This is a genomic window from Massilia sp. UBA6681 (genome assembly GCF_002454935.1).
Classification (GTDB): Bacteria; Pseudomonadota; Gammaproteobacteria; order Burkholderiales; family Burkholderiaceae_D; genus Telluria; species Telluria varians.
Window position 1 is genome coordinate 100977 of sequence record NZ_DKJX01000112.1, and the last position, 13129, is coordinate 114105.

Below are 13129 nucleotides of genomic sequence, written 5' to 3' on the forward strand. Positions count from 1 at the left end.
CTAGCTTGTTCTGCGGCATCGCTTTCTGATAAGCTGGCCATCCGAACAAAGACCGACTCCCATGTTCCTGGACCATCCTTCCATCACCGCCACCAACGCCCAGACCGAGCCCGACCGTCTCGAGCGCCTGCAGCGCGTGTACGGCTATGCGATGGCCCTGGCCGACAGCGCCGGCAATGCCGGTTTCGTCGACAAGCTGACCCAGCTTCACGACCACAAGGGCACCCTGATCGTGTTCTGGCACGCGCCCCCGAGTCCCGAGGAGCAGGATTATTTCAGCCGCGCCTGGGCCAGCAAGGTGGGCGACGGCACTACCCTGGTCGAACACGAGTACTGACAGTAGAACCGACACATGACGAACCTGGACGCGACCACGATGGTGTTGGTGCTGGCCCTGGGCAACCTGGCCCTGTGCGCGCTGCTGACCTTCTTCGACCACGGCCCCGTGCGCCCGGCGGCCTTGAGCGCCTGGGCCTTGTCGAAGCAGGTGCAGGCGGGCGCCTGGACCCTGCTGGCGCTGGGCGGAGCCGGCGTGGTGCCCGAAGCGCTGGCGCTGCCGGGCGGCTATGCGCTGCTGTTCGCCGGCGTCGCCATCGAGGGCGGCGCGTCCTGGCAGGAGGCCGGCCGCGACGGCTGGCGCCGTCCGACCCTGCTGGCTGGCGGGCTGGCGATCCTGGTGTTCCTGCTCTGCTACCTGGTCGACGAGCAGGGGCTGCGCAGCCTGGCGGCGTCGCTGCTGCTCGGCGCCCTCTACCTGAACTGTGCAGCGGCGCTGGCCGCAGGCTGGCGCCAGGCCAGCCTGCTGCAGCGCTTCCTGGCCCTGGTGACCGCCGTGCTGGCGCTGCTGGTGGCGGCGCGCGGCCTGTCGGTGCTGCTGCTGCCGGGCGGCTGGCGCTGGCTGTCGAGCGAACTGCTGCGCCAGTTCTCCAGCGCCGCGCTGTATCTCCTGATGCTGGCCAACGCCTTCGGCGTGCTGCTGCTGGGACGCGAACGCCTGGGGCGCGAACTGGCGCGCCTCGAGGTGGTGGACCCGCTCACCGACGTGCCGAACCGGCGCGGCTTCTTCAATGCCCTGGCGCCCTGGATGGCGCTGGCGCGCCGGCCCGGCCTGCCGACCGCGCTGGTGGTGCTCGATCTCGACCAGTTCAAGCGCGTCAACGACGGCTACGGCCACCCGGCCGGCGACGCCGTGCTGCGCCACGTGGTGGACCTGTGCAAGCGCCAGCTGCGCGATTCCGACCTGGTGGGGCGCCTGGTAGGCGTGGAGTTCGCGATCCTGCTGCCGCGCACCAACCTGGACGAGGCTCTGCTGGTGGCCGAGCGCATCCGCGCCGCGATCGCCAGTTCGCCGGTCAAGAGCGAACGCGCGATGATCGCCATGACGGCCAGCTTCGGCGTGACCGTGATCCGCCCGGAAGACAGCACCGTGACCCTGTTCCAGCGCGCCGACGACGCCCTGCGCGCGGCCAAGGAGGCCGGGCGCAACCGGGTCAGCCAGGCGGCGGCCGTGACTGTCGAGAGCTAGATGCCGCTGCCCCGGCCGGCTGGAATCGGCCGGGAGAGGACAGGCGACAACAAGAACATGTTTCTTCTGGACATCTTTGTCGGAGCCTGACAAGATATTGAAAGTTACATGTCCGCAAACAATGTTGACCTCAGGTTAAGAGGCGCGGTGCGGGCGACAACATTCCTTCACCAGCTCTCGATGACGTCGTGACCACCAATCAGCCCATGGGCGAATCCGACCTGGCGCTTGCGCGCGCGACAGGTTTTTCGGAATGTGCGATTGCGCTTCGTCGCGCACTGACCACCACGCCGGTCGGCTGGCTGCTTGCCGTCTGGTTCTGCCGGGACCATGTGCCGATGCAGTCGATCGCATTGTGGCTGGGCAGCGCCGCCGCGATCTGGGCCGGCAGCCTGTGGGTCCTGCAGCGGATGATCGGCGCCGGCTCGACGCTGGCGATGCATGGCGTCCGCCTGCGCTGGATCGCCGCGCTGGACGGCTTCGCATGGGGGCTCTTGACCTGGTTCCTGATCGGCTACGACCCGGCGCTCGACGCCATCCTGATGGCGCTGCTGTGCGGCGTCACCTCGATCAACGCCCAGGTGTACGGCACCTTCGTGGTGGCTTATTACGGGCAAATCGGCATGCAGTGGGCGGTATCGGTGTCGGGATTGCTGCTGCTTGCCGGTACCCCCAGCGCGCTCGACTACGCTGCCGGCCTGAGCGTATTCATTGCCCTGACTGCCTACTATACGCGCGCGATCTCGCAGCGTTTGCTCGAAGGGATACGCCTGCAGCATGCCAATGCTTCCCTGGCGGCGCAGTTGCGCGCGGCGCTGCAGAAAGTCGAGCTCGATGCGGCGACCGATGCGCTGACCGGGCACTGGAACCGCCGGGCGCTCGATGACGTCCTCAAGCAGCAGGTGGCGCAGTTTGCTTCCTCGGGCCGGCCTTTCTCGATCCTGATGCTCGACATCGACTTCTTCAAGCACATCAACGACGAATTCGGCCACATGGTGGGCGACGACGTCCTGCGCGCCTTCGCGCAGGCGCTGCGCAGCTTCCTGCGTTCCAACGATGTGTGTGCGCGTTTCGGCGGCGAGGAGTTCGTCGTCGTGCTGCCGGAAACATCGCTGGCTACCGCGATGGAGGTGGGCGAGCGTATCCGTACCGGCATCGCCCAGGCGCCCCTGTTGAACAAGCCGAGAGTGCAGGCCACGGTCTCCATCGGCGTGGCGACCATGACGGAAGGCCAGGGCATCAAGGATCTGTTTGCCGCCGCCGATGCGGCGGTCTACCTCGCCAAGAACGAAGGGCGCAACCAGGTGCGTTCGCAGATGCTCCTGGCGGCCTGAAGCGACGCGCGACCGCGCTGTCGTTTTCCATGCTGAATCCTCGTTTTTACTGTTGTTTGGAAACTTCTGGTGGCATACTTGTGTTGTTCGTTCAACCATGCCTCTTGCCAGCTTTCCATGCGCCGCTACCTGCTTTCCGCCCTGGCCGTCTGTTGCCTGCTTGCGCATGCCCGGGTGCAGGCCGCGCCGGGTGAACACCTCACCTTGTGTTTCGAGCGCCAGGAAGTGCGGCCCTGGCGCACCCTCGATGGCGGCGGGCTGAACTTCGAACTGCTGGCCGAGGTCGCGAAACGCACCGGCGTCACCTTCGATTACCAGAGCATGCCCTGGAAGCGCTGCCTCGAGCAGCTCAAGGCGAACCAGGTCGGCGGGGCCTTCGCGGTCAGCTTCAACCGCGAGCGCATGGCGCTCGGCGCCTACCCGGGCGTGGCCCCGGGCGCATCCGACCCGCGGGTCGACGCCTCCAAGCGCATGCACCTCGATACCTACATGCTGGTGCGCCCGCGCGGCAGCCGCCTCGACTGGGACGGCAAGAGCATCCGCAACCTGGACGGCCGCATCGGCTTCCAGCTCGGCTATTCGGTGGGGGAATTCCTGCGCGCCCAGGGCGTGGCGACCGACGACGGCAGCCAGCGCTCGGACGAACTGATGCAGAAACTGGTCGCCGGCCGCCTGGCGGGCGCCGCGATGGGCGGCGGCGATGCCGCGCGCCTGATGCGCGGCCCGCATGGCAAGCGGCTCGAAATGCTGCCGCTGCCGCTGATGGAAAAACCCTATTTCCTGGTGCTGTCGAACGCCCTGGCCACCAGCCAGCCGCAGCTGGCCACGCGCCTGTGGAATGCGATCGAAGAGGTGCGCAACAGTCCCGCCTACCGCAAGCGCGAACAGCAGGAGCTCGGCGGCCGGCAGCTCGGCAGCCGCGGGGGAGATCATTAACGGCCGCCGCAGCCGGGTGCGCGTGGTGCCGCGCCGCCTGGTCGAGAACTGGCGCCAGAATATCGTGTTCCGGCTCGGCGCCGGCATCGTGCTCGCGGTCGCGCTGTCGACCGGCGTGTATACCACCTATACGCTGCATACCCTGCGCCTGGACGCCGACGCGCGCCTGCAGGAGCGCATGGAGCGCCAGGCGCGCGTGCTGTCGCAGGCGCTGGCGCGCCCGCTGTTCGACATCAACAGCGCCGCGGTGTCCTCGGTGGTGGACGCGCTCGGCGCGACGCCCGAAGTGCAGACCCTGCGCGTGCTGGCCCCGGACGGCAGCCTGATCGCGGCGCTCGGCAGCCACGACGACACCCGGGCCGAACTGTGGGTACGCCAGCGCATCCATTACAACGACGGCACCCGCAAGTACCCGGTGGGAGCGATCGAGCTGGCCTTCTCGCGCGAACAGATCGACGAGGACCTGCGCAAGCAGATCGTGCATACGGCTAGCGCCAATATCCTGCTCACGCTGGCCATCGTGGCCTGCGTGTTCGTGGTCGGGCGGCGCATGTCGCAGCCCTTCGCCGACATCCAGGACGCGCTCGAGAAGCTGGCGCGCGGCGAGACCGACATCCGGCTGTCCGGCATCGGCCGGCGCGACCAGGTCGGGCGCCTGTCGTCCGCGGTGCGCAGTTTCCGCGACACCCTGAACCGGCTGCGCCAGGCCGAGCAGGTGACCAACGGCCTGCTGCGCGAGAAAAGCCGCATCGAGCAGCAGCTGCGCGAACTGAACGAGGACCTGGAACAGAAGATCGCCGCCCGCACCGAGGAACTGACCCAGTCGAACCTGCGCGCGGAGGCGGCAAACGTGGCCAAGTCCGAGTTCCTGGCCAACATGAGCCACGAGATCCGCACCCCGATGAGCGCGATCATCGGCATGGCCTACCTGGCGCTGCGCACCGACCTCAATCCCAAGCAGCGGGACTACGTCGGCAAGATCCACCGCGCCGCGCTGTCGCTGCTCGGGATCATCAACGACATCCTCGACTTTTCCAAGATCGAGGCGGGCAAGCTCGACGTCGAGCAGGTGCCGTTCTGCCTGGACGAGGTGCTCGGCAACGTGGCCAGCGTCACCAGCCAGCGCGCCGCCGACAAGCGCCTCGAATACCTGTTCCACGTGCCGCACGCGGTGCCGCGCAAGCTCGTGGGCGACCCGCTGCGCCTGGGCCAGGTCCTGATCAACCTGGTCAACAACGCGGTCAAGTTCACGCCCGCCGGCGAGATCCAGCTGTCCTGCATCCCGCTGAAAGGCGCCGAGCCGGGACGCGTGAAGCTGCGCTTCGCGGTGCGCGACACCGGCATCGGCATTGGCGAGGAGCAGCAGGCCAAGCTGTTCCGCGCCTTCAGCCAGGCCAACGGCTCGACCACGCGCGAGTACGGCGGCACCGGCCTGGGATTGTCGATCTCGCAGCAGCTGGTGGGCCTGATGGGCGGGCGCATCGCGGTCGACAGCGCCCCCAGCGCCGGTTCGACCTTCCACTTCGACCTCGATTTCGCCCTTTCGGGCGAACCCGAGTCGACGCTGGTGGCGCCGCCGGAGCTGACCGGCGCGCGCGTGCTGGTGGTCGACGACAGCGCGCTGGCGCGCGCCATCCTGCGCGAGGCCCTGGCGGCGCTGCCGCTGCGGGTCGAGTGCGCATCGGATGCGCGCCACGCCGAAGGCGCCATCATCGCGGCCGATGCCGCCGGCATGCCTTACCGGCTGGTTCTGACGGACTGCACCATGCCGCGCATGGACGGCATCGAGCTGGTGCGCCGCATCAGCGCGAACAAGGACTTGTGTGCGCCGCCGCTGACCGTGCTGGTGACCGCCTTCGGGCGCGAGGACGTGCAGGCCAGCGCGGAAGAGGCGGGCGTCAACGGTTTCCTGTTCAAACCCTTCGTGCAGTCGGCGCTGTCCGGCACCCTGGCCGGCCTGTTCACGGCCGCCCAGGCCGGCGGGGGCGGCGCCTTCGTCGCGCGCGCCCAGGCGCATGGCGCGCGCGTGCTGGTGGTCGAGGACAACCTGGTCAACCAGCAGATCGCGCGCGAGCTGCTCGAAGCCCAGGGCGTGGACGTGGACGTCGCCTCGACCGGCCAGCAGGCCCTGGAAAGGCTGTTCGACGCCGGCCCCGGCGCCTACCGCCTGGTGCTGATGGACCTCGAGATGCCGCAGCTGGACGGCCACGCCGCCACGGTCGAGCTGCGCAAGGACCCGCGCTTCGACGAGCTGCCGGTGATCGCGATGACGGCGCATGCGCTGGCCGAGATCCGCGAGCGCTGCCTGAGCGAAGGGATGCAGGATTACATCACCAAGCCGGTCGATCCGGAAAAGCTGTACGCCACCCTGGCGCGCTGGATGGGCAAGGCGATGCCGGCGCGGTTTGCGACGCCCGCGCTGCCGGGCCAGGACCAAGCCGCCGAGCTGGCGCCGCTGCCGGGCCTGGCCGGCATCGATGCGGGCTTCGGCCTGCGCAACGTCGGCGGCAACAGCGCCCTCTACGTCGAGCTGCTGGACCGCTTCCGCAGCTCCCAGCGCGACGCCGGCTGCAGCATTCGCAGCGACTTCGACGGCGGCCGCCTGCGCGAAGTGGCCAGCCGTGCGCATTCGCTGCGCGGGGTGGCCGGCAACATCGGCGCACGCGAGCTGATGTCGCTGGCGCGCGAGATCGAAGAGCTGGCCGCCAGGCCTGCGCTGCGCGAGCCCGACCTTGCCGCGCTCGAGCGCAGCGTGGCGGCGCTCGAGCGCGTCATGGCCGACCTGATGGATGCGCTCGACTGCTACTTCGCCAACGCCCCTGAAGTGCCGGCCGGGGCGCCGCTCGGGAAGGGCGAGCCGGACCGCAGCGATGCCGAGCGCGCCCGCGCGGCCGCGGCCCAGCTGGAACGCCTGCTGGCCGAGTTCTCGGGCGAAGCCACCGATTATTTCGACACCGTGCGCGCTTCCTTGGGCCGCCTGCTCGGCCCGGGCGCGCTGGCGCGCCTCGAGGCGCACCTGTCGCGTTACGAATTCGAAGAGGCGCGCCTGGTGCTGACCCAGGCCAGCGGCGCTTCTTCCTCCATTGCGGAACAACTATGAATTCATTGAAGGACCGGGTGCCGCAGGACGCGCAGCATGACCGACCATACCGGCCGACGATCCTGATCGTCGACGATACGCCGGACAACATCATGCTGCTGTCGCGCCTGCTGAAGGACAAGTACCACACCAAGGTCGCCACCAACGGCAGCACCGCGTTGCAGGTCGCCGCGGCCACCCCGGACCTGGACCTGATCCTGCTCGACGTGATGATGCCGGGGATGGACGGCTACGAGACCTGCCGCCAGCTGAAGGCCAACCCGGCCACCAGCGACATCCCGGTGATCTTCCTGACCGCGAAGAACCAGATCGAGGACGAGGCGATGGGCCTGTCGGTGGGCGCGGTCGACTACCTCGGCAAGCCGATCAGCCCGCCGATCCTGTTCGCGCGCGTCTCGACCCACCTGACCCTGCGCGCGGCGCGCAAGCTGTTGCAGGAGCATAACGAGAACCTGGAACGCATGGTCCAGCAGCGCACCGCGCAGCTGCTCCTGATGCAGGAAGCCCTGATCCTGGCGATGGGGGCGATGGCCGAGACCCGCGACGGCACGCTGGATGGCCTGAGCGGCAACCACATCCGCCGCACCCAGCGCTACATGCGCGCGCTGGCGATGAAGCTGCGCAGCCACCCGCGCTTCGCCGCCAGCCTGACCGACGAGAACATCGAGCTGATGACCAAGTCGGCGCCCTTGCACGACATCGGCAAGGCCGCGATTCCCGACCGCATCCTGCAAAAGCAGGGCAAGCTCGACCCGGAGGAGTTCGAGGTGATGAAGCTGCATGCGGCCTACGGGCGCGACACCATCATGCTGGCCGAGAAGCACCTGGGCGGCAGCAACAGCTTCCTGATGTTCGCGCGCGAGATCGCCCATTCGCACCAGGAGAAATGGGACGGCAGCGGTTACCCGGAAAACCTGAGCGGCGATGCGATACCCGTATCGGCGCGCCTGATGGCGGTGGCCGACGTCTACGATGCGCTGATCTCGCGCCGCGTCTACAAGCCGCCGTTCTCCCACGCGCAGTCGCTCGAGATCATGCGCCAGGGCCGCGGGACGCATTTCGACCCGGACGTGCTGGACGCCTTCTTTGCGCTGGAGGCGGAATTCGCCGGCATCGCGCAGGAGTTTGCGGACGAGGACGGACACGACGCGGGGTAAGCGTTCAAATCACCTTCGAGTTGATGCTCACGTTGGCACTCTAGTGGCAAATCGACTATATTGTTTAGCTTGTTGAACGATGGAGTCAGTAATGCCCAGGAAGTCCGCTGCCGTCACGGCGGCAGCCAAGGGAGCGGCGCGTGCGAAAGCCGCGCCCGCCAAAGCGGCCAGGCCCGCTGTGAAACCTGCCGCGAAGCCGGCGGCCAAGGCAGCAGAGTCTGCCAAACCCGCTGCCAAACCCACCGTCAAGGCAGCCGCGAAGGCGGCGGCGAAGTCGCTGGCCGCCCCGGTGGCGAAACGCGCCCCGCGCAAGACGGCAGCCCCGGCCGCGGTACGCGAGGCCGACACCGCGCGCCCGGTGCTGGTGCGCGACAGCTTCACCATGCCCGAGCAGGAATACGCCGTGCTTGCCGAGGTCAAGCAGGCCTGCCTGCGCGCCGGCATCGACGTCAAGAAGAGCGAGCTGCTGCGCATCGGTGTGGCCCTGCTGGGCCAGGTCGACATCGCGACCCTCAAGGCGGTGCTGGCGGCGCTGCCTCAGCTTAAGACCGGAAGGCCGCCGGCCAGCCAGGACTAAGCGCGTCCTAGTGTACCGAGGCGCTGGTGAGCTCCTTCAGTTCGCGGATCGGGATGTTCGATTTCTCGTGCATGCGCAGCAGGATCGTGGCGCCGACGTTGAGCTTGCGGTGGCGGATCTTGCTGATAATCGGCGGCTGCACCTCGAGTACACGGCACAGCTCGGCATCATTCTTCAGCTGCATGCGCTCGATCAGGGTGTCGAGCAGTTTGTTGGGCACGAAGCTCGACGGCTCCAGGGCACGGGCCCGGTGCATCGCGGCGAGCATTTCCTGTTTTTTCTGTCGTACGCTCATGGTGCTTCTCCGAATATAAAACGATAATTCGGGACAGATCGACTTGTTCTGGAAATAGCCCCCTGTGTATTGTCAGGACTTATGTGGTGGGGTCGTTGTGATATTACTACGATTGCGCTGCACGCGATTTACGAATTGGACGTAACGGACCGCAACATCGGTCTTTCTTCGCGGAATTTACGCTAATTTCAATCCGGAACGTGTCAGGAGCAGCACCTGGTCGGCCATGGCGGCGGCCGCGTGGGAGTGGGTGACCATGATGGCGCCGGCGCCGCTCGCGCGGGTTTCACGGCGCAGCAGATCGAGGATGCCCCCGGCGGTCTCGGGGTCGAGGTTGCCGGTCGGTTCATCCGCCAGCAGCAGGGCGGGGCGGTGCACCAGCGCGCGGGCGATCGCCACGCGCTGCAGTTCGCCGCCGGACAGCTGGCGCGGGAAGTCGTTGCCGCGCCCGGCCAGGCCGACCGCGGCCAGCATCTCGTCGGCGCGCCCGTCCGGTGTGCGGTTCAGCAGCAGCGGCAGCGCCACGTTCTGGCGCAACGTCAGGTGCGGCAGCACGTGGAAGGCCTGGAAGATGAAGCCCATGCGGGTGCGGCGCAGGCGGGTCGCCGCGGCGTCGTCGAGCGCCGACATCGGCGTGCCGTCCACGATCACCTGGCCCGCGTCGGGTGCGTCCAGGCCCGCGATGATGTTCAGCAGGGTCGACTTGCCGACCCCCGACTCGCCCATGATGGCCACGAACTCGCCGGCGCGGAAGGCATGCGACAGCTGCGACAGCACCGTGCGGCCACCGTAGGATTTGGTCAGGTTGTCGAGGACGAGCATGGCGATCCGGCTCCTAGCGGGTCAGCGTACGGCGCAGCGCGAAGCTGAGGGCATCCACGCTGGCCACCAGCAGCAGCATCGCGATCACGACGGTGGCCGCGCTCTGCATCTGGAACAGCGACAGGTGGTATTTCAGCATCTGGCCCAGCCCGCCGGCGCCGACCACGCCCAGCACGGCGGCCGCGCGGATGTTGTTCTCCCAGCGGTACAGGGTATAGGACAGCATCTGCGGCAGGGCCTGCGGCAGGGTAGCGTACAGGAAAGCGGCGAGCGGCGCGGCGCCGTTGGTGCGCAGGCTCGCTTCCGGCAGCGGCTCGACGTTCTCGAGGGCGTCGGCGAACAGGCGCCCCAGTACGCCGCTGGTGTGCGCGGCCAGCGCCAGGGTCCCGGCGAAGGGGCCGAGCCCGGCCGCGACCAGCAGCAGGGCGGCCCACACCAGTTCCGGGATCGAGCGCAGGATGTTCAGCAGCGCCCGGGTCAGGCCGCGCAGCACCCGGCCGATGCGGCCGGCCGCGGGCAGGGCAAGCAACATGCCACCAATCACCGCCAGCAAGGTGCCGACCAGGGACATGGCCAGCGTCTCCCACAGGGCGCCGGCGGTCTTGGCGAGGAAGGCGCGGCCGGTCTCGGGCGGCGTGAAGCCGGCCAGGAATTCCGCGCCGGACGCCAGCGCCTCGGGCGTGAAGAAGGCCGACCATTGCAGCGGCAGCGAGGCAAAGCTCGCCACCACCAGGGCGGCCAGCGCCAGCAGCAGCAGCGGGGTGCCCCAGCTGCGCGGCGGCGGTGGCGGCAGCTGCGGCGTCATCCGAGCCTCCGGCGCAGCAGCTTAGAGACCAGGTCGGCCAGCGCCACCAGCAGCACGAACATGATCAGCATGGTGGACACTTCGCCGCCCGCCATCATCTTGGTCGACTCTTCCATGCGCTGGCCCAGGCCGCCGGCGCCGACGAAGCCCATCACCGCCGAGCCGCGGATCGCGCATTCCCAGCGGTAGACGGTGTAGGACACCAGTTCGGCGCTCGATTCCGGCAGGGCGCCGTACAGCAGGGCCGGGAGGCGTCCGCTGCCGTTGGCCAGCAGGATGTCGGTCGCGTGGGCATCGGAGGACTCGAGGATCTCGGCATAGACCTTGGCCAGCATGCCCGAATAGGCCAGGGCGATGGCCAGCACCCCGGCGGTCGGCCCGAGGCCGACGATGCGCACGAACAGCAGCGCCCATACCAGTTCGGGCACGCTGCGCAACAGCACCAGCACCCAACGCAGCAGCTGGCGCACCAGCGACGCCAGCGGATGCATGCGTCCGGTGCCGAGGCGCGAAATCGACAGGCGCTCGCTGATCAGCATGGTGGCCGGGATCGCGCCCAGCAGGGCCAGCGAGAGGCCGGCGGTGGCGATGGCCACGGTCTGCCAGGTTTCGCGCAGCACCATGGCCAGGAACTCGCCCTCGAGCGAGGGACGCAGGAAGTCGGACAGGAAGTGCCAGGCCGCCGCCAGGCTTTGCGGGTCGAACAGCAGCCAGGGCTTGAACTCGCTGGCCGCCAGCATCGGCCACAGGAGCAGCAGGCCGACGAGCGTGGCGCTGACGCGGCCGCGCCAGGCCGGGTCCGGATGGGCGGCCTTCATCAGAAGCAGGCGCCGACGGCGATCCGCTCGGGCGGCTCGTGCGGATGCTGCGGAGGCGCTTCGACCGCCTCGTTCTCGTACAGGGCGGCGATCATGGCGTCGCTCACCGCGCTAGTCGCCGCATCGAACACGATGCGCCCGGCGCGCAGGCCGACCAGGCGCGGGAAGTGGGCACGCGCCATCTCGACCTGGTGCAGGCTGCACACCAGGCTAGCCTTGCGCGCCGAGGCCTCCTGCTGCAGCGTGGCCAGGGTATGGCGGGCCAGTGCCGGGTCGAGCGCGGAGATCGGCTCGTCGACCAGGAAGGCTTCGGCGCTGGAGAGCAGCAGACGCGCCAGGCCGCAGCGCTGGCGTTCGCCGCCCGACAGGCGGTCGACGCGCGCATACAGCTTGTCGCCCAGGCCGAAGCGCGCCAGGGCGGCGTAGGCCGCATCCGGGTCGCTCGGGCGCACCAGCGAGGCGAAGGCCTGCCACAGGCTCATGTGGGGCAGGCGCGCGGCCAGCACCGCGGTGACCACGCGTTGGCGCGGCGGCAGCGGCGGGGTCTGCGGCGCCAGGAACAGGCGCGCGCGCAGGCGGTGGCGTGCCGATTGCGGCAAGGCCCAGGGGTCTTGTCCGAACACGGAGAAGCCGCCCACGTCCGAGGACTGCGGGCGGTGGGCGCAGGCGAGGGTGGCGAGCAGGGTGGTCTTGCCGGCGCCGGAAGGGCCGATCAGGGCCAGCTGCTCGCCGGGCGCGACGTCCAGGTCGAGCTCATGGAGGGCGGCCGGCGCCTGCGCCGTTGCCGCCAGGTGGCGTACCGTGAGTTTCTCGAGCCGGAAAGTCATCGCGCAGCAGCCAGCTCCGGATTACTTCAGCAGGCCGGCGTTGCGCGCCGCGGCCTCGATCGCGCCGTAGTTCGCGGTCCTGGTCGGGACGAACCTGGTGGCGCGCTGCAGGTCCAGGATTTGCTTGCCTTCCGGGGTCGAGGCATCCAGCGCCAGGAAGGCGTCGGTGATCTTCTTCTGCAGGGCCGGGCTCATGTCGCTGCGCACGGTCCAGTTGTAGTCGTAGTAGCCCGGGGTGGTGTAGAACACGCGCACCGCCTTGGGGTCGACCTTCTTCGTTTCCACCAGCTTGTCCCAGACCGAGATGTTCAGGGCGCCGGCATCGACCTTGCCGCCCGCGACCGCGGCCACGGTGGCGTCATGCGCGCCCGAGAAGGCGACGCGCTTGAGGTCGGTGTCCGGGTTGATCTTCGCGCCCAGCAGGAAGGAGCGCGGCATCAGGTGGCCCGAGGTCGACGATTCCGAGCCGAAGGACAGGGTCTTGCCTTTCAGGTCTTCCAGCTTGTTGATGTCCGGCTTGGTGGTGATGAAGACCGAGCGGAACTTCTCGTCCTCGGCGCGCTGCACCAGCGGCACGACCTGGCCCTTGCTGCGCACGTTGGCCTGCACGAAGGTGAAGCCGCCGAACCAGACCATGTCGATCTTGCGGTTGATCAGGCCTTCGACCGAGGCCGCGTAGTCCGTCACCGGGGTGAACTCGACCTTCAGGCCGGTGGCCTTGGACAGGTACTTGCCCAGCGGCTCGAACTTGCGCTGCAGCTCGGTCGGCGCTTCGTCGGGGATGGCCGAGACGCGCAGCACGCCTGGCGTGTTCTGGGCATGGGCGCCGCCGGCGGCAGCGAAGCTCAGGCTCACCGTAGCAGCGGCGAACATGGTTTTCAGGACACGCGAAGTCGAGTACGAAGTCATGGTTGGCATTCTTATTAAGTAGTA

At 68.5% G+C, this 13129-nt stretch carries 13 protein-coding genes; 7 read left to right on the forward strand and 6 right to left on the reverse strand.

Going from position 1 to position 13129, the window contains the following annotated elements; genetic code table 11:
• Window positions 1–61: 61 nt before the first annotated feature.
• The 7 genes from B2R83_RS21205 (at window position 62) to B2R83_RS21235 (ending at window position 8629) form a co-directional block, all read left to right on the forward strand.
• Window positions 62–337, forward strand: coding sequence for a hypothetical protein (locus B2R83_RS21205; RefSeq protein WP_036211783.1), 276 nt, complete (start codon window positions 62–64; stop codon window positions 335–337).
• A 15-nt stretch (window positions 338–352) separates the two neighbouring features.
• The gene (locus B2R83_RS21210) at window positions 353–1525 is read left to right on the forward strand and encodes a GGDEF domain-containing protein (RefSeq protein WP_036211786.1); all 1173 of its coding nucleotides are present in this window, start codon (window positions 353–355) and stop codon (window positions 1523–1525) included.
• A gap of 188 nt (window positions 1526–1713) precedes the next feature.
• A complete protein-coding gene (locus B2R83_RS24005) occupies window positions 1714–2859 on the forward strand; it encodes a GGDEF domain-containing protein (protein WP_292044736.1) in 1146 nt (381 codons plus the stop codon).
• A 117-nt stretch (window positions 2860–2976) separates the two neighbouring features.
• Window positions 2977–3795 (forward strand): substrate-binding periplasmic protein, encoded by an 819-nt coding sequence (locus tag B2R83_RS21220; protein ID WP_292044738.1) that lies wholly within the window; start codon window positions 2977–2979, stop codon window positions 3793–3795.
• Between the two features lie 22 nt (window positions 3796–3817).
• On the forward strand, window positions 3818–6895 hold the full coding sequence (locus tag B2R83_RS21225; RefSeq protein WP_292044739.1) for a response regulator: 3078 nt from the start codon (window positions 3818–3820) through the stop codon (window positions 6893–6895).
• Window positions 6892–8052 carry a response regulator gene (locus B2R83_RS21230; protein ID WP_292044740.1) on the forward strand — a complete coding sequence of 387 codons (1161 nt, stop codon included), beginning with the start codon at window positions 6892–6894 and terminating at the stop codon, window positions 8050–8052. Before B2R83_RS21225 ends, B2R83_RS21230 begins: the two co-directional genes overlap by 4 nt.
• A 91-nt stretch (window positions 8053–8143) precedes the next feature.
• Complete coding sequence (locus B2R83_RS21235) at window positions 8144–8629, forward strand: hypothetical protein (RefSeq protein WP_292044741.1); 486 nt, start codon at window positions 8144–8146, stop codon at window positions 8627–8629.
• A gap of 7 nt (window positions 8630–8636) precedes the next feature.
• On the opposite strand, the gene B2R83_RS21240 is transcribed toward B2R83_RS21235, so the two are convergent.
• The 6 genes from B2R83_RS21240 to B2R83_RS21265 form a co-directional block, all read right to left on the reverse strand.
• A complete protein-coding gene (locus B2R83_RS21240; RefSeq protein WP_027864977.1) occupies window positions 8637–8924 on the reverse strand; it encodes a hypothetical protein in 288 nt (95 codons plus the stop codon).
• Window positions 8925–9101: 177 nt separating this feature from the next.
• A complete protein-coding gene (locus B2R83_RS21245; protein WP_285377834.1) occupies window positions 9102–9746 on the reverse strand; it encodes an ABC transporter ATP-binding protein in 645 nt (214 codons plus the stop codon).
• 13 nt (window positions 9747–9759) lie between these two features.
• On the reverse strand, window positions 9760–10551 hold the full coding sequence (gene phnE / locus B2R83_RS21250; RefSeq protein ID WP_292044746.1) for a phosphonate ABC transporter, permease protein PhnE: 792 nt from the start codon (window positions 10549–10551) through the stop codon (window positions 9760–9762).
• Window positions 10548–11369, reverse strand: a complete 822-nt coding sequence (locus B2R83_RS21255; RefSeq protein WP_292044748.1) for a PhnE/PtxC family ABC transporter permease — start codon at window positions 11367–11369, stop codon at window positions 10548–10550. The genes phnE and B2R83_RS21255 overlap by 4 nt, the downstream gene beginning before the upstream one ends.
• Window positions 11369–12196 (reverse strand): phosphonate ABC transporter ATP-binding protein, encoded by an 828-nt coding sequence (locus B2R83_RS21260; RefSeq protein ID WP_292044750.1) that lies wholly within the window; start codon window positions 12194–12196, stop codon window positions 11369–11371. Before B2R83_RS21260 ends, B2R83_RS21255 begins: the two co-directional genes overlap by 1 nt.
• 21 nt (window positions 12197–12217) lie before the next feature.
• Window positions 12218–13105 carry a putative selenate ABC transporter substrate-binding protein gene (locus tag B2R83_RS21265; RefSeq protein WP_292044752.1) on the reverse strand — a complete coding sequence of 296 codons (888 nt, stop codon included), beginning with the start codon at window positions 13103–13105 and terminating at the stop codon, window positions 12218–12220.
• Window positions 13106–13129: the final 24 nt, after the last annotated feature.

What these genes read in the sequence shown, in the direction of transcription:
- B2R83_RS21240 (WP_027864977.1), bottom strand. Translation starts at nt 8,924, where the DNA reads ATGAGCGTACGACAGAAAAAACAGGAAATGCTCGCCGCGATGCACCGG.
- B2R83_RS21245 (WP_285377834.1), bottom strand. Translation starts at nt 9,746, where the DNA reads ATGCTCGTCCTCGACAACCTGACCAAATCCTACGGTGGCCGCACGGTG.
- B2R83_RS21260 (WP_292044750.1), bottom strand. Translation starts at nt 12,196, where the DNA reads ATGACTTTCCGGCTCGAGAAACTCACGGTACGCCACCTGGCGGCAACG.
- B2R83_RS21210 (WP_036211786.1), top strand. Translation starts at nt 353, where the DNA reads ATGACGAACCTGGACGCGACCACGATGGTGTTGGTGCTGGCCCTGGGC.
- phnE (WP_292044746.1), bottom strand. Translation starts at nt 10,551, where the DNA reads ATGACGCCGCAGCTGCCGCCACCGCCGCCGCGCAGCTGGGGCACCCCG.
- B2R83_RS21235 (WP_292044741.1), top strand. Translation starts at nt 8,144, where the DNA reads ATGCCCAGGAAGTCCGCTGCCGTCACGGCGGCAGCCAAGGGAGCGGCG.
- B2R83_RS21220 (WP_292044738.1), top strand. Translation starts at nt 2,977, where the DNA reads ATGCGCCGCTACCTGCTTTCCGCCCTGGCCGTCTGTTGCCTGCTTGCG.
- B2R83_RS21265 (WP_292044752.1), bottom strand. Translation starts at nt 13,105, where the DNA reads ATGACTTCGTACTCGACTTCGCGTGTCCTGAAAACCATGTTCGCCGCT.
- B2R83_RS21205 (WP_036211783.1), top strand. Translation starts at nt 62, where the DNA reads ATGTTCCTGGACCATCCTTCCATCACCGCCACCAACGCCCAGACCGAG.
- B2R83_RS21230 (WP_292044740.1), top strand. Translation starts at nt 6,892, where the DNA reads ATGAATTCATTGAAGGACCGGGTGCCGCAGGACGCGCAGCATGACCGA.
- B2R83_RS21255 (WP_292044748.1), bottom strand. Translation starts at nt 11,369, where the DNA reads ATGAAGGCCGCCCATCCGGACCCGGCCTGGCGCGGCCGCGTCAGCGCC.